General features: G+C 60.3%; 13 protein-coding genes. 4 read left to right on the top strand and 9 right to left on the bottom strand.

The annotated features are described in order from the left end of the window. The first annotated feature begins 153 nt into the window (after positions 1–153). The 4 genes from JNK74_07595 to JNK74_07580 are packed head-to-tail and all read left to right on the top strand — an operon-like array spanning position 154 to position 5,351. Entirely contained in the window at positions 154–1,176 is a 1,023-nt protein-coding gene (locus JNK74_07595) for a c-type cytochrome (protein MBL7646039.1), read from the top strand. Beyond that, positions 1,173–2,489, top strand: coding sequence for a PAS domain S-box protein (locus JNK74_07590; GenBank protein ID MBL7646038.1), 1,317 nt, complete (start codon positions 1,173–1,175; stop codon positions 2,487–2,489). Before JNK74_07595 ends, JNK74_07590 begins: the two co-directional genes overlap by 4 nt. Positions 2,490–2,520: 31 nt before the next feature. Continuing rightward, a complete protein-coding gene (locus tag JNK74_07585) occupies positions 2,521–3,189 on the top strand; it encodes a peptidoglycan-binding protein (protein MBL7646037.1) in 669 nt (222 codons plus the stop codon). Positions 3,190–3,212: 23 nt separating this feature from the next. Continuing rightward, positions 3,213–5,351, top strand: coding sequence for a hypothetical protein (locus tag JNK74_07580; GenBank protein MBL7646036.1), 2,139 nt, complete (start codon positions 3,213–3,215; stop codon positions 5,349–5,351). A gap of 112 nt (positions 5,352–5,463) precedes the next feature. Here JNK74_07580 and JNK74_07575 read toward each other — a convergent pair whose 3' ends face one another. The 9 genes from JNK74_07575 to tssI form a co-directional block, all read right to left on the bottom strand. Beyond that, positions 5,464–6,054: a transposase gene (locus JNK74_07575; protein MBL7646035.1), complete on the bottom strand. Its 591-nt coding sequence runs from the start codon at positions 6,052–6,054 to the stop codon at positions 5,464–5,466. 417 nt (positions 6,055–6,471) lie between these two features. Beyond that, positions 6,472–6,810: a hypothetical protein gene (locus JNK74_07570; GenBank protein ID MBL7646034.1), complete on the bottom strand. Its 339-nt coding sequence runs from the start codon at positions 6,808–6,810 to the stop codon at positions 6,472–6,474. Positions 6,811–6,834: 24 nt separating this feature from the next. Next, positions 6,835–7,818 (bottom strand): hypothetical protein, encoded by a 984-nt coding sequence (locus tag JNK74_07565; protein MBL7646033.1) that lies wholly within the window; start codon positions 7,816–7,818, stop codon positions 6,835–6,837. Between the two features lie 92 nt (positions 7,819–7,910). Beyond that, the gene (locus JNK74_07560) at positions 7,911–13,205 is read right to left on the bottom strand and encodes a hypothetical protein (protein ID MBL7646032.1); all 5,295 of its coding nucleotides are present in this window, start codon (positions 13,203–13,205) and stop codon (positions 7,911–7,913) included. 6 nt (positions 13,206–13,211) lie between these two features. Next, a complete protein-coding gene (locus JNK74_07555; protein MBL7646031.1) occupies positions 13,212–13,937 on the bottom strand; it encodes a DotU family type IV/VI secretion system protein in 726 nt (241 codons plus the stop codon). Positions 13,938–13,940: 3 nt separating this feature from the next. Continuing rightward, positions 13,941–15,317, bottom strand: coding sequence for a type VI secretion system baseplate subunit TssK (gene tssK, locus JNK74_07550; GenBank protein ID MBL7646030.1), 1,377 nt, complete (start codon positions 15,315–15,317; stop codon positions 13,941–13,943). 78 nt (positions 15,318–15,395) lie between these two features. Further along, complete coding sequence (locus JNK74_07545; protein MBL7646029.1) at positions 15,396–15,842, bottom strand: hypothetical protein; 447 nt, start codon at positions 15,840–15,842, stop codon at positions 15,396–15,398. A gap of 370 nt (positions 15,843–16,212) precedes the next feature. Then, positions 16,213–16,764, bottom strand: coding sequence for a hypothetical protein (locus JNK74_07540; GenBank protein ID MBL7646028.1), 552 nt, complete (start codon positions 16,762–16,764; stop codon positions 16,213–16,215). Positions 16,765–16,957: 193 nt separating this feature from the next. Then, positions 16,958–19,084 (bottom strand): type VI secretion system tip protein VgrG, encoded by a 2,127-nt coding sequence (gene tssI, locus JNK74_07535; protein MBL7646027.1) that lies wholly within the window; start codon positions 19,082–19,084, stop codon positions 16,958–16,960. Positions 19,085–19,122: the final 38 nt, after the last annotated feature.

The raw sequence follows: 19,122 nt of genomic DNA, 5'->3' as shown, positions 1-19,122 counted from the left end.
TTTGCAATTCTTCAGTCAACCCTGTATCTTAATCTCTGGTTTGAACGGTTCGGGAAGCACACTGGGCACCGGATTTCGGTTCCAAAACTCAACCGACAACCCCGGGCGCGGCGGCATGCGCGCACTTCCAATGCAGGGACCCAGGGAAAGAGCATGGTGCGTACGATTCGAAGAGCCGGTTGCGGGTTGCTGATCGCCCTTTGCTGCTGTCAGTGCGGCCGCGAGAGCGCTCCCGGTGAGGCGTCAGAGGCCGGTACTGAAGCACCGCCCGCGCGCGCGGGGCATGCCGAGCCGATTCTCCCCGTTCCCGCGCCCCCCGGCGTGTCCCCGGAAAAACTGGAACTGGGCAGACAACTCTTCCACGAAACGGCCCTTTCGGGCGCATCGCGCCGGGTGAGTTGCGCCACGTGCCACGCCTTGGAGAAGGGTGGCACCACGGGCCGGCCGCCGACCGGAGCCGTGACCGGCGATGCCGAGCCCTATGACATCCCCACGGTGTTTAACGCCGCCCACCAGTTTGCTCACTTCTGGAATGGCCGGGCACAAAGTCTGGAAGCGGTGATTCAGGCATCCATCCGTTCGGAGAACGTCATGGACGGCTCCTGGGACAGCATCATTCCGGCACTTGCCGAGAATCCGGACTACGTTGCCCGCTTCGAACGGATTTATCCCGAGGCCGGCCTTGTGGAATCCTCCGTTGAGGATGCGTTGGCGAGTTACGTGCGCAGTCTGTCGACGCCCAATTCCGCGTTTGACCGCTGGCTCGCGGGGGGCGAATTGACAGAGGAAGCCCGGCGGGGTTATGAAGCTTTCAAGGAACTGGGCTGCGTCCGGTGCCATCAGGGCGCGGGCGTTGGCGGTAATCTGTTTGCCTCCTTCGGTTCGTATCTCTCCTCGCGGACACAGGTCAACAACAGCGACCTGGGGCGGTTCAATGTGACCAACGATGAATCGCACCGCTATCAGTTCAAGGTTCCCGGCCTGCGGAACGTGGCGCTGACCTCGCCCTATTTTCACGATGGATCGGTACCCGGCCTGGGGGATGCGGTGCGCGCGATGGCCCAGCATCAGATCGGCAGGTCGATATCGGATGAGGAAGTACAATCGATTGTGGCGTTCCTGGAGTCGCTGACCGGGAGTGCGCTCCTCGATGCGACCGCGGGGTCCCAACCATGAAGCTTCGACTCTGCCTGAATCACGGCGCGATCCTGCTTTTGATCGGACTGATCCTGGGCGTGGTGGGCTTTGGCCTCGCGACCGCGGCCCGGCCCGCCGGCCACGCCTACGAGCAATCGCTCCTGGACTTTGTTGAAGCGGAACGAAGCTTGGACGCCGAGCTGAAATATCTTGAGATTGGCGCGGGAAGCCATTTCGACGGCCTCAAGGAGGCGGTGCATGGGATGCGGCGCGCGGAGGGTCCGCTGAACAACATCCCCCGCTATCTCAATTCGGATGCCGCATTCAATGAAGCCCGGCTTCAACTTGCGGTGATGGTGAACGAGCGGCTCGCGCTGGTGGAGGAGTTCAAGACGGGTCTGGCCGCCCTGCAGGTGAGTCTGGACGCCCTTCCGGAGAAGATCGAAGCGGCACTGGACGAACGTATCGAAGCGGGCGGACACGGCGACGGTCTGTTGGCGCGCGCGGCGGGCAATCTGGCGCGGCTTGCCCATCACCCCGGCGCGGCGGTGGAGGCGCAACTGTCGAGTGAGCTTTCGTCCCTTGCGGCGGAGGCGGGCGAAGAGGTCAGCGCCTCGTTCAAGCCGCACCTGTCGGCCTTTGTGCGGCAGGGTGAGACCATTCGCTCACGGAAGAAGGCCCTGGACGAGGTGCTGGTCAAGCTTGCATCTGCCCCGCTCTCGGGACGGGCGGTCGATTTGGTGACGCTGTACGAACGCGCCGAATTCGAGCACCGTCAGCGGACAGCCACTTTTCTGGGCGTTCTTACCATCGCGCTGTTGCTGAGCCTGGCCTTCCTCTTCTTTGCCGGTCTCCATCGCGCTCAACTCCGATTGGATACGGCGCTTGCGGAGCAGGCAGGATTGAAGAACGCCATCAAAGAGGCGAAGCTCCAGTCCGAAACGGTGAAGCGCGGTGAGCGGGAACAATCGGCGCTGCTGGCGGAGGAACGTCACAACGCCCTGGTCCTTCACGCCTTCGACCTTATGGCGATTTTGTCGCGTCAGGAGCACTATATTCACGTATCTCCAGCCTGCGAGGCTTTTTTCGGGTTGACGGACAAGGAGATGATCGGCAAGAGCGTTTATGAGGGAATACATGCCGACGACATTATCAAGGTTCAGGATTACCTGGCCCGTGCGCAGCGCGAGCTGCCGACGGAGCAGACGATTCAATATCGCGTGATGGATGCCTTTGGGAAGTGGCACCTCGTGGAGACCTTCGCTTCGAACCAGGCGAGCAATCCCGCGGTTCGGGGCATGGTGCTGAATACGCGGCGCCTGGGTATGGCGCCCGATTCGAAGGCGCGGTGATGGCGCGCGTCGCAATGAGGAAGGTATTTACATGAGCAATGGTGGCGATCCATCCAAGCCCGTAGGCACGGGCAACTACGTGGTGAAGGATGACGACTGCATGTCTTCCATCGCCGAGGCCACGGGCCATTTCTGGCAGACGATCTGGGACGACCCGGCGAATGCGACGCTGAAGGAGATCCGGAAGGATCCGAATGTGCTGCTGCCTGGAGACCGGGTGACGGTCAAGCCGATCACGAAGAAGACGGTATCAAAAGCGACGAACGCCAGTTACCGGTTCCGGCGCAAGGGCGTTCCCGCGAAGTTGCACTTGCGTCTGTTGAAGCATGGCGAGCCCCGTGCGAACGAATCCTACCGGGTGGATATCGACGGCAAGCTGTCGAAGGGCGTAACCGACAGCCAGGGTTTCGTGGACATCTATATCCCGTGCAACGCGAAGAAGGGCAAGCTCTGGGTGGGCCCCCCCGAAGATGAAAAGATGTATACCCTCCAGCTCGGCCACACGCTGCCTGTGGCGACCGTGAAGGGCGTCAAGCAGCGCCTCCGGAATATCGGCATGTACGGCGGGTTTATTGACGACGAACTTACGCTCGCCTATAAGGATGCGGTTCGGGCGTTCCAGAAGGAAAATGCGCTGCCGGAGACGGGCGAAACGGACGAGACGACGCGGCAGAAACTGGTTGAAGTCCACCGTTCCTAACCAAGAAGGCAAAGAGAACCCCGATGGATAGCGGCCCCAACAGCCCGAACACGAATACCGGAACGCCACCGTCAAACGTTGAAGAGACGGAAGAGCTGGTCAATCTCACGAACCCCGACGATCCTGAAGAAATTTTCCAGGAGAAACTCATCGACGGCCCGCTGGATATTGACGCGGTCCGGCGCGACGACAATCCCGTCGATCCTACGGGCGAGGGGACGACCCAGTCGGTGGCGCGAGCGACGAGCGATGCGAGCACGACGGCGTCCACGCTGGACGAGCCTTTGCCGAAGCTGCCGATTGTGGATATTCACTGCCACATTCACGGGGTGAGCCTTTCCAAGACGAAGGCGGCGTTGAAGGACTTCAAGCAACACGGCCTGTTTCACGGCAACGATCTGAAGACGCCGAAGAAGCGCGAGGCATTCCAGAAGTCGCTGAACGAGTACTACGAGAAGAAGGAAGAGCAGTATAAGTCGCGGCTGAACCCGGCGCTGCAACTGGGACACTGGAATTTCCTCGACGATCCGTGGGTCGCCAAGAAGATCATCACCAGCACGCAGAGCTTTCAAGACGCCACGGAGCGGCAGGACATCGGCAACCCGGTCATCATTACGCCGATGCTGCTGGATTTCGGCTATACGCCGCTGGGCACTTCAGTGGCCAGTAAGGCGGCCAAGGTCAAGGGCTCGGGCAACAGCATGAATGAGACGAAGGCGCGGCAGGAGGAGCTGGCGGATACCGGAATCTACTATTTTTCAAAGTCGGCACAGACGCAGCGGGATCATCGATTTTTCACACGGGACGACTCGATGTTTCGCCACCAGGTGGAGATTCTCCACCTGATGGCCACACTCTGGCCCGGCCAGATCATGCCCTTCTGCCCCTACGACCCGCGACGGCCTAATTGCCTCGATATTGTGAAGGCGGCCATGGACACGCAGGCCTACGTGGGCGTCAAGTTGTATGCCCGCTGCGGGTGGATGCCTACGAACAATGCGGCGCTCCATGGCAAGGCGACCGGCAAGATACTTGATGACCGGCTGGACGAATTCTACGCCTATGTCACGGCGAACGACATTCCCATTCTGAACCATACCAGCCCCACGGGCCACCCGCCGGACGGCGCACTGGTCTTCCCATGGCGCATGACGGCGGAAGCCACGGCGGAAGACCGGAAGGACGCCTCCGACGCGGCGCCTCCGGGATATCCTCCGAGCAACTGGACGCAGCCGGACATGTATGTGAGAAACCGCTCCAAGAAAGAGCGTTCCCTGGAGAAGTTGACCTTTGAACTGACCGGTTTTGGCTATTACTGCCTGTACGACCAGTTGACCACGTCGCCGTATAGCTGGGAACCGGTTCTGAAGAAATATCCCAAGCTCCGTCTTTGCTTTGCCCACTTCGGCTCCAAGCTGGGCGCCTACGTCCGGTATGATGTGAAATCCGATGCCGCGAAAGCGGATTGCGACTTGCTGCTGCATAAGAACCCGATGATTTCGGGCGCCACGGGTGAACGCAGTTTCAAAGACTATTTCAAGAAGGGGGCGGTGCGGAATCGCTACGACAAGAAGATTAAGGACGACTTTGCGCAGGAGTCCGCGGATACGCTACTCGCCCCCAAGACGGAGTGGGACGACTGGCTGAACAAGTGGGCCGCGGCCTATCCCGATGACTGGAGTACGAAGATCACCAAGCTGGTCACGGAGTACGACAACGTCTATACCGATATCTCGTTCATCACGGGGAACGGCTCTTCCTTCAACGATATCGTGGGTCCGATCTTTCAGGATGCGCTGGAGCAGCGAAAGGGCGCGGGCCGGCTCTTCGACAAGTGCATGATCGGCACGGACTGGTACATGACGGAAATGGCGAGTCTCAGCCCAGCCGATTTCTGGCGACTGGTGGAAAAGGCCTGCAAGATGGACAAGGCCACATTCAGCCAGCTTCCCGAGGCGGAGCGAGTCAAGCGCACCAAAGTCTGGGATCAGTGGGCGACGAAGAATGCCCTTCGGTACTTGAACATAAAACCCCGTCTCGGCGGTGCGGGTATGGACAAGCTGGTGAACGCTTACGGCTGCACCGTTGACAAGCTGCCCCCGTGGTGGAAGACGCTGGAGAAGTTTTACGACAACCCCGAGAAGATTGAGCCGCCGAAGTGATTGGGGACGGGATCACGGTTGCCACCAAAAGTGACGCCGGGTGCCACCCACACCCGGCGGAGCGCAGCGGGGGAGGATGTGGGTGCGGAGCACGCGCAGCCAGCCCCACATATCAAAAGGGATAGGAATCCAAGTCCAGACTCAAGGGGCCTGAACCAGGCTCCAACCACTCACGCGCGCTCGACCAGTACCAATCTTCCGGATCTTGCACCAGCCCGCGGCGAACGGGATTGTTGTGAACATATCCAACCATATGGGCCAGCGTTTTTGGCTTGATAACGTTTCGGTCGTAGCCGGGACCATCCATCCAGAACGCATACGGTGCGCACTCCATGCCGGTCGCGAGATACTTCAGTCCGTCTGGATTGTATCGGCGGAGATAGAACGTCGCCTTTTTTGCCACCGATTGTTTGACCGATCCCAAAAAGTCCGACATGTCATATTGCTCATCACGAGGATAGACGATTACGTGCATATGCTCCGGCATGATGACAAAGGCCCAAAGGTCGTAGCTGTACTGTTTTCGGAACCGGTCAAGGGCATTGATGGCGTACCAGCGAGTACGGTCTTTGCTGAGGAACTTCCGATACTTGAAACAGGTAAAGGTGAGTTCGTGAGCCTCGCCCGGCGTATTGTACGTTTCCCGTGTCTTTCGGTGCGGCGGTTCTTCCATGAAGGCCCCATGGGAGTTGTTGAGCATCAAGAGTGACAATTCATTGTCGATAGTCTGCTTTTTGCTTCGTCATGAACTTCGATTGAGCGAATCTTTACCTCCCTCGGTCCGCACCCAACGTCACTTTTGACGGCTCCCGGCATCACCGAGAGTTCCATTGCCGATGTCCTGCTTTGAACACCTTGATCAACTCTTATTGAACGAAGTTCACCTCGCTCCTCCGCACCCACATCCTCCCCCGCTGCGCTCCTCCGGGTGTGGGTGGCACCCAACGTCACTCTTGACGGTTCCCGGCGTCACTGAGATTTCTATTGCCGATGCCCTGCATTGAACACCTTGATCACCCTTATTGAACGAAGTTCACCTCGCTCGTCCGCACCCCCCCGTTGCTGTTGGTGGAACCCGGCTGTGGGTGGCACCTGGCGCTACCGTTGGCACACCCATTGGTCATATTCTCGGTGTCGTCTGGACGGTGGATTGGGCGGCGATCTGGCCCAGATCCGCCAGGGACTCTATGGGTTTCCAGGGTTCGTCGGTGTGCCAGGTGGCACGCTGATCGCGGACGTGAAGCCGGCCGGCGTCGTCTACCATAAAGAGCAAATCTTCAATGCGGATCGTCTTATCGGCACCGCAGAGGCCGATGGAAGCGGCTTCGAAGGTGTCCATCTCCTCTTCCTTTACACCGAAGCGCTCCCGGAGAATCTGTCGGGTTGTCCGAATCTTTTCCGCGAGAATCTCTTCCTGTCGGGCTTCGAAGGCTTCTCTGGCCCGTTGTCTTAGACCCATGGCGATGAATCCTTTCGGACATGATTATGGATTGCGGGTGACGGCACTCTGGGGACGTCCAATGAGGGGCGGCGCTGAGACATCGGGCTCCACCTCCACGGGCGTGCGCCGGGCGGGCCCGTAGTCCCGGTGGAAAGGTTCCGAAGGGAGGTTTGGGTTTCCAATCTGGTCCGTGGCCACCCCGGCCGGGATGGACAGGGTTACGGGCCCCCGATCCTGACGCATATCGATGATGAAGGTCTTGCCATCCGGCTCGGCGGAGAAATTGATCATTTTCCCATAGGCGACGGCGACATCGCCCCGCTCGAATCCCTGTACGGGCTCGCTGAACTCCGCGCGCACGCGAATGAGGCGGGCATTGCTGGCGCCAGGCGTCTCGAAGGACGTGAGGGCGACCACCGGGCCGGCGCTGTCCACCACAATCGAAAAGGCGGGCGATGCCTCGTTGCCATTGCCGACGGCGTCGTGCGCCACATCTTCCGGAATCTGGAATGCGATCGTACCGTCCTGTGCGGGGGTAACGGAGAAGAGATAGATGGCATCGCCATCGGCCCCTGCCTTGCGCTTGAGCTCGGCGTTGCCAACGGAGAGGCTTTCGTCTTTCAGTCCGAATACGGGCTCGGAAAAGCCCAGCGCGATTTCCATGGTGGCGTTGTTGACCACACCGGCGGCCTCGCTGTGGACGAGACAGGTGGGTCGCGATCCATCAAAGACGACACTGGCGTCTTCGGCCGTAGAGGGAACATTGAGATTGCCGAAGAGGTCGGCGCACAGCCCATCGGGCACGCTGACCTCGATAGTACCGTCGTGCTCGGCGGAAAGGATGGCGACGCGGTAGGTGTCGCGCTCGCCCTCGACCCTATAGCGCAGGCCAGAAGCCGTGCCCGACAATACAATGCCGGGAGCGTTGGCGCCCGTGGGGAAATCCACCACGGGCTCGTCGATTTTGATGTCGAAGTAGATGGGAAACTGATTGGTCGGATCGGGCTGGTCCGGAGCCTGGCGCACCACAATCTTGGGGCGGTCATACTGGTTCAGAATGGCGGGATTGGACAGGCGCCGATCATCTTTCTTGATCGGCGACCGGGTCTCGACGACGGTTACCGGTCCGGTCGGCCCCGGCTTACTCGTCGCTCCTGCGGGGGATCCAGGCCCGGATCGGTTTTTTTTTTACTCTTCTTGCCGCCATAGCCCGGACCGGTGCTCTCGGAATAGGGATCGGCGACCGCATCGCGGCTCGCGGCGGGAGCGGAGGGTGCGCCAATGATCGGTGGCTCGGGCGCTGCGCCGTTCGCAGGTTCGCGGGGCGTGGTGAAGGTCACCTCGGTGGTATAGAGCGGCCGCTCCGGTGCGGGCACAATCGCCGGCGGGCGCTTGATGGGCTCGGTGCGCACGGCGGGCATGGCGGGTTGAGGCGCGGGTGCCGTCGCAACCGGGGCCGTGGCGGGGGCAGGCGCAGGCGCCTGCTGGAACGAGCGCGCCACAGCAGGCTCAGATTGGGTTGCTGGCGGGATTTCACCCGGAAGCGTGTAGTCGGGCGCAGATGCTTCGACGGCTGGCGCGTGGGCGACATCCAGATCGGGCTGGGGCGAAGCTTCTACCGGAACGGTCTGTGGCACTTCTCCCCCGCGAACCGGGGTGCTTGGATTGTCCAGGGTAAACACGCGGGGCGATTCGGCGGCGGGCTTGTAACTGTAGGCGCCATTGGGCATGGGCGCGGTTCCGGTGGATGCCGGTGCGACGGTTGGCGCGGGCTCCGGGGCGGGCAACGGCGTCACTTCGGGAGCCGGCGCAGGCGCCGCAGGGGGGGCGGTGTCGCCCGAACCGGTTATCATCACTTCCTTGATCTTGTCGCTGACCTGCACCGACGTGGCATTGGTCTGAACCGGCTCGGGAATCCCTTCTTCGCGAACCAGGGGCAGCAGGGGCGCGTCGGGATTGATGAACTGGCTACCCTCCGCTTCTTCGGGATAGGAGTCGCCCAGAGCACGGGGCATACGGCGCAGGCTGGGCCAGTTGTAGGCCGAGGGCCAGCCCTTGCGATCGGGGATTTCCTTGTTAAACTTGAAGCCGAGCCAATAGTAGTACTCGCTGTCCTTGTGCTCGGCATTGTCCACCACGCGGAAGGGCACGGCGCAGGTCATTTTGTCTTCCAGCACGACGGAGTCGCCCATGTGCAGCACGACGATGGGAAGCCAGTCCATTTCCAGCCCCCCCACGCCGCTTGGGCGTGCGAAGCTGTTCACCCCGGGATTAAGATCCTCGGACGTGTAGTAGAAGTGCAGCGCGAGCTTGTTGGACACCGGTGCCAGCGGATAGGTCTTGGCCGCCTCGCCCACCACATAGGTTGTGGGTTCGGTATTGAAGGCTTCGCCGTTGATCCGCATGTAGCGGTAGACCCAGGGCGCGGCGCCATAGACCTTGCTGGTGGGCATGGGCTCCGGGAAACGCGGGGGGCGCTTTTCCTGCATTTCGCGGGGCAGGATCACCAGTTCGCAGGTCAGGGGCGTGTCGCCGCCGATGAAATCCATCACGGCCACGATTTGGTCGAACCATTCGCGCTCGTATTCCGTGCGGATGACCTTGTCGCCCTGGAGTCGATCGATTTCCTTGTCCACGTCGGGCCAGCCGGTTCGTTCGCCGGTCATGAGGGATTCCGCTTTTTCGGGCTTCGGCGGCTGCTTGATATGGCGCACCAGTTCCACGGCCTCGTCGAACTGCTCCGGCGTCAGGGGCGGCGTGGCGGTGTCGTTGATAAGGGGGAAGCCCCTATAGCGCGTGGCCAGATTCACGAGGTAGTAGCGGGACAGGTGCTCGCCCTCGTCGGCCAGAAGGCGGACGGCCTGGGTGCAGAGGCTGGTCCAGAAGGCGAAGTTGGCCTTGTTCACACTGTTGTCCAGGAGGGACAGGTAGCCGCTCTTGAAGGCGTCGGCCTTCATGACGAGGATGTTGTTCACCACATCGCGATCGATTTTCTCGATGGCCTTCCACGCGTTTAGAATGCGCAGGCATTCCGCGTCAAAGTCCTCGCCGAGGCCCTTGAGCTTGAGGGAGAGGTCCAAGTGGGCGTCCGTCTGGCCGGGGTGGGTGTCGGGCACGATATCTACCGCATAAAGCGCGGTCTCGTAGAGCATGCGCAGTTTGTGGTTGACGTTGTACACCTCCAGATTGTTCAGCTCCGCGTGGAATTCCTTCCAGGTGGCGTACTGGACCATTTCGGTGTTCTGGTCGACCATGCGCGACCAGTAGTTCACATACTCGGTAATGTAGTTGTTAAAGACCTGATTTTTTTCCTTGAAACTGCGCTGAAGCCGCTCGATGTCGGGCAGGGCGTCTTTTCCAAGCTTTTCCTGGCCCAGAATTTCCTTCATGTGTGACCAGAGTGTCAGGAGGTCATAGACCACTTCGGTGTTGAATCCATCGTCGAACTGCTGCATTTCGCCGGTCGGCGTGAGGGGAACTTCGGGCCGCTCCAGCCACTGGGCCTCGACGCGTGAGGCCACGAGGCGGGCGAAGTCGGAGGTATTGATCGGGAGCGCTTCCACGATCTGCGCCACGACCTTGAAACGCTGCTGGCGGTAGATCAGCGCAAGCATGGCCTCGGCGGCTTCCCGGCCGCTGTTGAAGCTGTCCGAGTTCGTATCGAAATCGGCGATGTTGCGCACGCTCTCGTCGAAGGCCTTCTGGAGCTCTTCGAGGTCGAGGAGGTAATCGAAGGGATCGTACACATCTTCGCCGACAACATAGTCCGATTCTTGAAGGAATCCATAGACGTGGTTGCGCAACTGGTAGCCGCGCATGTCCTGAAAGTCGGTCTTGGCGAGAAATTCGCGGTCGGCGCGGAGCGCGTCGAAATCGGCCAGGAACTTGTCGACAGACTGGGTCACGAGGGCATCCGTCGAGGTCTTGTCGGCGGCGAGCCGGTTTTTCACATCCTGTATGTGCAGGCCGGTCTCGTCCACCTTGATGGGCACGACCTTGTCGAGCTCCTGGGTGAGAATACGATAGTCGCTGTTGACTTTGTCCTGGACTTTTTCCCGCTCGTCCTCGCAGAGCTTCTTAATGTCTACTTCGCGATCAGTGAAGAGGCGGGTGATGACTTCATCCAGTGCTTTGCGCTTCTCGGTCAGCTTCTCAACGTCTTCGCGCCACGACGCGAGAATGACATCGATCTCATGGACGCTATCGGGGTTGCCACCCTCCTGGGCGTTCTTCCAGAGGAGGGACTCAGCGTCGTGGAAATCGGTCAGCGCGGTGAACAGCGCACGAAGATCGGCAAAGGCCGCGCCTTCGGATACATAGGTGTCTATGTGCTTCTTGAACTGTGTTGTACCGCTGTCTACCGCCGCATGGAGGCGTTCCCTGGCTCCGGCTTCGAAGAAAATCTCCGGCGGCCAGGCCTGGGATGTGGGCGGGTCGTAGAGGTCTTTGACGTATTCGTTGTAGAACTTGTCGTGCTCCGCGTACTGGGCTTTGTCCTCGACGGCATAGGCGAGGAAGCTATTCAGCTCGACTTTGCGGCCCTGGGAGCCGAGGTCGGGTGCGAATCCGTCCTCGGTCATGGCTTCGATACGCAGAAGCTGCCCGAGGGCGTATGTTGCTTCGTCGCGCCAGACGGGCTCTTCCTTGACGATGCGATCCTGAGCCGCGACGGCGAGGGGCGCCACGTAGCGATACTCAAAGATGCCGCGGTAGGCATCCAGCATGTCGGTGCGGAGGCGGCGATTGACCAGATCGAAGGGCTTGAAGACCCAGGGCGTGCTGACTTCCCGCACCCAGTGGTTTTCCATGACTTCCGGCAGCCGGGCCATCAATACGCCCGAGGCGTACTCTTCGGGGAGCTTCAGTCCCGCGAGATCCACATTCAGGTCGCCATTGTACTCATAGTCCACGCCGCTTCCGGGGGTCACGATGGCGTCGCTCTTGGCCAGCCAGGTATTCACCACAGTCCAATTCTGGCGCATCTGCTCCATGTCATTGCGCCACTGGTTGGACTCCCACATCATGTAGGCAAAGAGGCAGACCAGCAGGCCGAGGCAGGCCATGACGAGCCGGGCGCGGGCGCGCTTGCGCTGATAGCGGGGGTCCTGCTTCCACGTGACCAGGCCGCCCTCGCAGAAGACCTTGTCGTTGAGCATTTCCTTGAGGAAATAGCTGTCTTCGGTGTGGCGCGTTTCGGCGGCGGGCAGCTCCGCGAGGGGTTTCGAAAGGGCCCTGGCCAGCGACGGATCCAGCTCGGTATCGCGCTGGATGGCGGACGTGTAGTAGGCGCCGCGAAGGAAGAAGGGCGCGCAGTACCAGGAGTCCGGCTCGAAAATGCGTTCCAGGTAGGTTCCCAGGCGGCGGGCGGTAACTTGAAAACTCCGGGGGAACTCGTAGAGATGGTTTACCTGCACGCGGCGCTTGTACGCCAGGCTCTTGGATTCGATGGAATACTGGAGGAGCGAATCGCGGCGGCCCCGGAGCCGACTGAAGACACCGTCGATATCGGTGCGGAATTTTTCCGGGCTGAAGGGCGTCTCCAGGGAATCGGGATTGGACCAGCCGAAGATCTGGTCGCGGTTGCCGCCTTCTTTCAGGTCGGAGAAGTACTCCAGAAAGCCACAGAGCCGATCACTCTTGGTGACCATGACGAAGACGGGCACCTGGGTGCCGAGGGCGCGGTGGACATTCTCGAAATGCTCCACGAGTCGCGCGGACTTGGTGTTAACGTCCTCGTCGCTGTCGTTCAGCAGCGTCTCGGCGGAGATGGCGAGGATGATGCCGTTGAGCGGGCTTGCGGGCCGAAAATCGGCGATGTGCTTGAGGAGGAGCTTCCACGCGCGGGCTTCGGAGGCGCCGCCACGCCCGAAGAAGTGGGCGCCGGGCAGATCGAGGAGCACGGCCTTGTTGGTAATCCACCAGTCGAGGACATGGGTGCCGCCCACGCCCTGCGTTGTGTCGGTGAGGCCTGCGGGGAAGCCTATGCCGCTGCGGCGGATGGCCTCGGACTTGCCGCAGCCCTTTTCCCCCACCACCAGGTAGAGGGGCAGCTTGTAGGGATCTTTGCGGAAGCTGGCGAGATCGGCGACGCCCTTGTCGAACTTGCGGGCGAGTTCGCGGCGAAACTCGTCGTCGGAGATCGAGGGAACTTCCTCTTCCGGCACGGCGCCATCGGTCGGGACTTCGGCGGCGGCTTTTTTTGCCCGCCAGCGCCGCCAGTTCTTGACACAAAAGTAGATCAGGCTGCCGATCGCGACGAGGATGACGAGGATTATGAGTGGCGTCTGGAGCCAATCCGGAAACCAGGAAAAGGTGTCCGTCACCAATCCGATAATAGCGATTACCGGAATAATCAGGAACTGCCAATCCCCGATTTCTTCCATGAAGCCGTATATTTTACCAATCGGATTCACGCGCGGTTACTCCTGCACTACCGCGCCAGCGGGTTTGAGCATCTTGGCGGTCTCGCCATCGGCAAATTCGGTGATGCTGTCCAGGGTGCGACGCAACTCTCCGGAGCTGGAGTAGTAAAGGTAAACGTTGGTCCCCAGCACGGCCAGAATCGCGGCGATGAGGGCCCAGCGCACGTGCTTATAGCGCTTCAGGGGTCGGGTGACCAGAGGCTGTTCGTCGATGTGCTCGTAGGCCGTGGGGGTCAACTGGGCGGAGAGCTCGAAGCGGTCGCCGAAGACTTTGGCGTCGATGTCGCTGTGCAACTGGCGGATGTATTTCCAGTCATCGCTGTAGCAACCGGTGAAGCCGAGGCGGAGGCATTCGCGGAACACAGTGAGTTGTTGCAGGGCCACTTCCGTGTTCTGAGAAAGGGTCTGCTCCAGCAAATCGAAGAACTGCTCGTCACCGGCGAGTTCCTGTTCGTCGAAGGCCAGCTCCACCCATTCCCGGGCGATGTTCAGGTCGCTTTCCTTGATCATGAAATCGACGTAGAAAATGAGAATCAGATTGATGGTGCGATCGTACTGGTAGGCCAGCGAAGGGTGGGCCTCTGCCTTGATGCGGATGTCGGCGAAGATGCCGATGATCTCGCGCCGCACCTGCTCGACGTCAAACTCGGTCTTGTGCTCCGCGGCGCGGGTGAGGCAACCCACGTAGAGGAAAAGGGGCTCGGTCAGTTGCACCAGGTTCATGGCCTACTCCCCCACGTCGCTGTAGGTGGTGTAGAGGGTGAACTTGTAGTCCACGGGCTCCGACACGGTGAATCGGATGGCCATGGTGTTTTCCACGATGATGCGGCGCCAGAGGGCGCGGTTGTCTTCGGGGTCGATGCGGAAGTAATGCAGGCCGGGCTTCGCGGGGAGATCCAGGGGCACTTCGCGCTCTTCGCGCAGGGTCAGGCCGCGCACGCGTTGGTGAATGTTGCTCCTGGCCATGGCCTTGAAGCGGTCCTGGGCCTCGACGAGCTTGACGAGGGTGCGAGGGTCTTCTTCGGTCTCCACGGCGAGATAGCAGACGGAAGCCTCGGTAAGGTTCACGACCGTGAGTTCGGCCACGTAGATCTCGTCTTCCTCGCGGAATTCTACGCGGCGGAATTTCTGGTTGGCGATGAGGGCGAGCAGTTCGCGAATCTTGTCGCTCAACTCGCGGAACACGACGGCGGGCCGGTCGTGGTCGTAGGCCGCCACTTCCATGGCGTCGTAGCCCGGCACGAGGGTGGCCAGTTCGCCGAGCAGGTCGCGCAGCTCCAGATACATGTCGAAGGGCGTGACGCCGGGCGCCTTGATGAGTGTGGAGAGGCGGCCGCTGAACTTATTGAGGGTCTGGAGAAAGAAGATGTGCTCCGACTGGAACTTGGACTCGCGGGAAGTCTCGCCACGAGTACCGCCGCGGGAGACGCGCGTGACCAGGTCGCGCCGGTTAGCATCGACCTGATTGGAGAGATCGCGAACGATTGCCATGAGCGGCGCGTAACCATGAAGCAGGAGACACGGCGGTATGAAGAGGGGATCGAGGCTCGGCAGGCCCGCGCTGTCGGCGGTGGACCGGGTGATCCGCACGAGGGGGAGGACTTCCAGGCCGCCGATGTCGTCGGTGCTGAGGAGCAGGCGGGCATTGATGCGACGCACGAGCATGGGATGGGAATGGACGCCGGTATTTTCATCGGGCCGCTCGATTTCGTTGAGCTTGTAGATGCGGCGGCTTTTCCAGCCCTCGTTGCCCTCGGCGGTGACGACGTTGGCGCCGTTGGGGTCCCAGAGCGGGACGCCGATCATGACGGTCACGGATTCCGCGCCGGAGTCAAAGACGTTTTGGAGGTTCAGGGGGGGCACATCCGCGCTGGAGGGATAGTCCACCTCGGTTCCGCTGGGCATGACGACACGGAGATGCTTGAACTGAACGAGGAGATTGCGGAGGGCGTCTTCGGAAAGTTCGGATTCTATGACGCCGTAGGGATAGGTAAAGCCTAGACGACGCTCGGAGCGGATCTGGGTGATGATGTTCTGTTGCATCTGCTGCATGTGGTGGGGCTGGAGGAAGAGCCCTTCATGCCAATGGATATGCTGCGTCATCGTGGTCTTTCTCTATCCGGGCGCGGGGAGCCTTCGGGGCGTTCCGCCGGTCATCTTGCATGTTCTTGGCGCGCGAACTCACTGCCGCCGCTGGGTGGTTTCACAAACCAGTCCACTGGGCTGAATCAACACGCTCAGGGTTTTCGTGCGCGGCGTGAAAAATCCATTGGGCCACGCGCTCCGGTCCAGCGGCAGGGCGAGCACCGAGCGGGTCTGCACCAACTCCGGGCTTTCTCCCGGCTTCCGCGGCAGGTTTGCGATTACGTATACGGTGCGGGCGCCTTTGCGCTTCCAGTCATCCCAATATTTGCTGCGTCGGGAAAGCTTCTTGGGCGAGGAGTCCTGATTGGTGAAGCGGGAACTGAAGGCGCCCACGCCCTGGCGATAGGGATTGTTTGTATCGAAATACTCACCCACCTTCATGGTCTTCATGATGCCGTCTTCCGAGGCGTTCGCGGCGAATACATCCACGTCAATGGAGGGGAGCTCGCCGGTTTTTTCGTTTCGGAAGGTGTCGACATCCATGGTCAATTTCACGTTAAAGGCATCGCGTTTTTTTGATGCGCATCCGGGCATACCCACTAAAAGGAACAGCGCGACGAGCAACAACAGCGCGCGAATAACTCCCGCGCCCAGCCGGGCAAATGGGGCCACACTGGCCTTTGAATTTGCAGCTAGAGCCCAACGATACAACACGTTCTCCTTCGCATTATCCTGCACGATCCGCGTTCGTCCGGGTGCCTTTAAGCAGCATTGGCCCCGGACCCGGTCCACACCTGGGAGAAATCGGGACCCAAGCCCGTTTCAACCCGTCACCCAAGCCCTTGAACGATCCCCATGGTACACACCGGGCGATAGGCCATGTCAAGGCATTTCTCCAACTTTCGCGCCCTTCTCAGCCGGGCTGAATCTCTTCCCAGGCAGACTGATCCAGGGAAGGAAATGTGATCTGGCAATTCCCGGCCATGAGCCCGGTAAGGCGGGCCTTTCCCTTGGAGTCCGTGGTGCCTTTGTCCACGGTTTTTCCGTCGGGGAGGACAATTTCATAGGGCATTCCGGCGATGGGGCTGTCATCCATGCCGACGAGCTCGATTTCAATCCAGTCGGCTTTTTTTTGCACCGCTTGCTCCTGCACGATTGCGGCCTGCTCCAGCATGGCCTCTTCCTCGGCGGCCTCTTCGGAAATTTCCTGGTCGGCCTGCTGTCGGGCCTGCTCCTGGCGCTGCTCCTGCTGGGCGGCCTGGCTGGCCGCGGCTTCCTGCTCTTCGGCGGTGGGCGGTTTGTAGGGGGTCACCTTCTGGCTGCCGTATTTCCCGGTCTGGGCCTGAATCTGCTCGGCCTTAGCCTCCTGGATTTTTCCCGGATCGGCCTCGTCCGCCGGTTCGGGGGCCACGGCCTCGGCCGGGGCTACCGCGCTTCCGGCGGTTCCGTCTTTGGGTGTGGGCATGGTGTTGAATTCCTTTGGCGCGGCCAGGGGGCTAACCCTGATCGATGGGTCTTATGGGTCTTATGGGTCTTATGGGTCTTATGGGTCTTATGGGTCTTATGGGTCTTATGGGTCGTATGGGTCGTATGGGTCGTATGGACCTGGCTTGCCACTTCCCTGCGTGCTTTGTATTTTTTTGAACGACTCGCTTCCGCTAGTTTATTGCCACGGCACCGCCTTTGAGGGTCAGGCTGCCATCACCGCTGACGGTCGTGGAGGCGCCTTTGAGCTCGGAGGTCGCGGGACTCTCCAACGCGAGACCGCCGGTGCCTTTGAACGAGCCCTTGCCGGTCGCCTCGATGGCGGCATCTCCCGTGGCCGTGACTTCGGTGTTTCCGCCGGATTCAATGGTGATGTCGCCGTCGGCCTTGAGCTCGATTTTTCCCGTGGTGCCGATGGTGATGCCACTGGATTCAATGGCGATGTAAGAATCTCCCACCTTGACCGTGATATTGGTCGCGGCCTCGATGACGATGTTGTCACCTTTCAGGTAGTAGTCCGCTGTTACTTCGGTGGACTGGTTCGCCTTGTACACTTGAATGACGTCACCTTCGACGGTGTGGCTGTGGGTGCCGGTCACTTTGATCGCTTCCTTGCCCTTAATCGTGAGGTTGTGGTCGCGGGTGACGGTCTCGATGTGGTCTCGCCCGACGGTCTCGTGTTTGTCGTTATCGACCTTTTCTTTGCGATCGTTAATTACCTGAAGATGGTGGTCGTTGCCGATCCAGGCGAAGGAATCGTTCAGAATTCTCTTGTCGAAATTCTTCTGGCCGTGAACGAAGATCTGCTCGCTGTCTTTCTTGTCTTCGAATCGAATCTCATTGAAGCCCGCGCCGCCTTTGCTGGAGCTGCTTTTCATGACCGACATGGTCATATTGGTCGGCAGTTCGTAGGGTGGTTTGTTCTCCTCGTTGTACAGCGCTCCGACAACGATGGGACGGTCGGGGTCGCCTTCGAGGAACTCGACCACGACTTCCTGCCCTATGCGGGGCAGGACGACGGCGCCCCAGTTTTTTCCGGCCCAGGATTGGGCGAGGCGAATGAAACAGGAGCTGTTGGCGTCGGCCTTTCCGTAGCGATCCCAGTGAAACTGGACTTTGATGCGCCCATACTCGTCCGTGTAGATTTCTTCGCCGCTTGGACCCACGACAATGGCGGTCTGGGGTCCATGGACGAAGGGCTTGGGGGTCAGGCTCTGGCTGCGGAACTGGGCCGTTTTCCGGATGGCTGTGAAGCTGCACTTGAAGGGGTCCAGCTTCTGGCCCTCGATGGGCGTGGAGGTGTAGTCCTCCCCCACCACGTTGATGGTTGTGGAGGTGATAATGTAGTCGGTATTCTGGGACGCCAGCGGGTAGTCCGTCATGGCGTAAAGCGCGCCGCAGGCTGTGCCGCGAATTACGCACTCGCCGCGGAAGGTCTGGTAATCCGCCTGAAACTCTTCGATGCGGTTTTTTGCGTAATTGGTGCCGTCCGCCGCCACCGTGAACTGGCCGGGATAGTCGAAGCGCTCCAGATTGGCTTTGGCGTTCGCACGGGCAATCTCCGACTGGGCCTTAAGCACGCTCTTTGGCGTCTTGGGGTTGAAATCCGCGTAGACAAATCGACCGCTCTCGAACTGGCCCATCTCGATCCAGTAGAAGATGCTGTTCTGTTCGATGGAGCCTTTGTCCTTCAGGACGAACTTCATGGTCTCGTAGCCGGGAATGGCCTCGTGGAGGCTGGACGCGTTGATCAGCACCAGGGTGTGTACGCCGTCCACATGCTTGAAGTAGTAATAGATGCCTTCCTGCTCCATGAGGCGGCTGATGAAGTCGAAGTAGGACTCACGGTACATGACGCAGAATTCGCGCTTGGGATAGGTGACGCTGCCCAGCTTGTACTCGACATCGGAGATGCCCTGTTCACCGAGGATCTCCTTGATGATGGCGACGGCGTCCTTGTTTTGAAAGATGCGGCAATCCCGGGTGCGCGTTAGGAACCAGAGCGTGGGTACGATGGTGGCCTGGTAGTAGGTCAGGTCTTCGACTTCCTGGGTTCGGGCGAAGCGGTTGATGACGCCATTGATATATCGCGCGCCCGAATCCGAATAGTTCATGCGGACGGTGACGTTCTGGCCGATAATCTGATCGAAGGTAATGTTGGGGTCTTCGCTGCACAGCTCCACTTCGTACTGGAAGATACGGCCCAATTCCTCCACACCGGCCATGCGCCGGAAGAGCAGTTTGTCTTTTCCCAATGGCGTGGCGATGCTGGCCCAACGGGTATCTTGTGTTCTAGGCATGATTGGATTACCTGCTGTTCATTCCTGGGGGCGTTCCC

It is taken from the genome of Candidatus Hydrogenedentota bacterium (assembly GCA_016791475.1).
In the GTDB taxonomy this organism is placed as follows: domain Bacteria; phylum Hydrogenedentota; class Hydrogenedentia; order Hydrogenedentales; family JAEUWI01; genus JAEUWI01.
The sequence above is the reverse complement of the archived record's forward strand: the minus strand, read 5'-3'. Positions and strand labels throughout refer to the sequence as shown.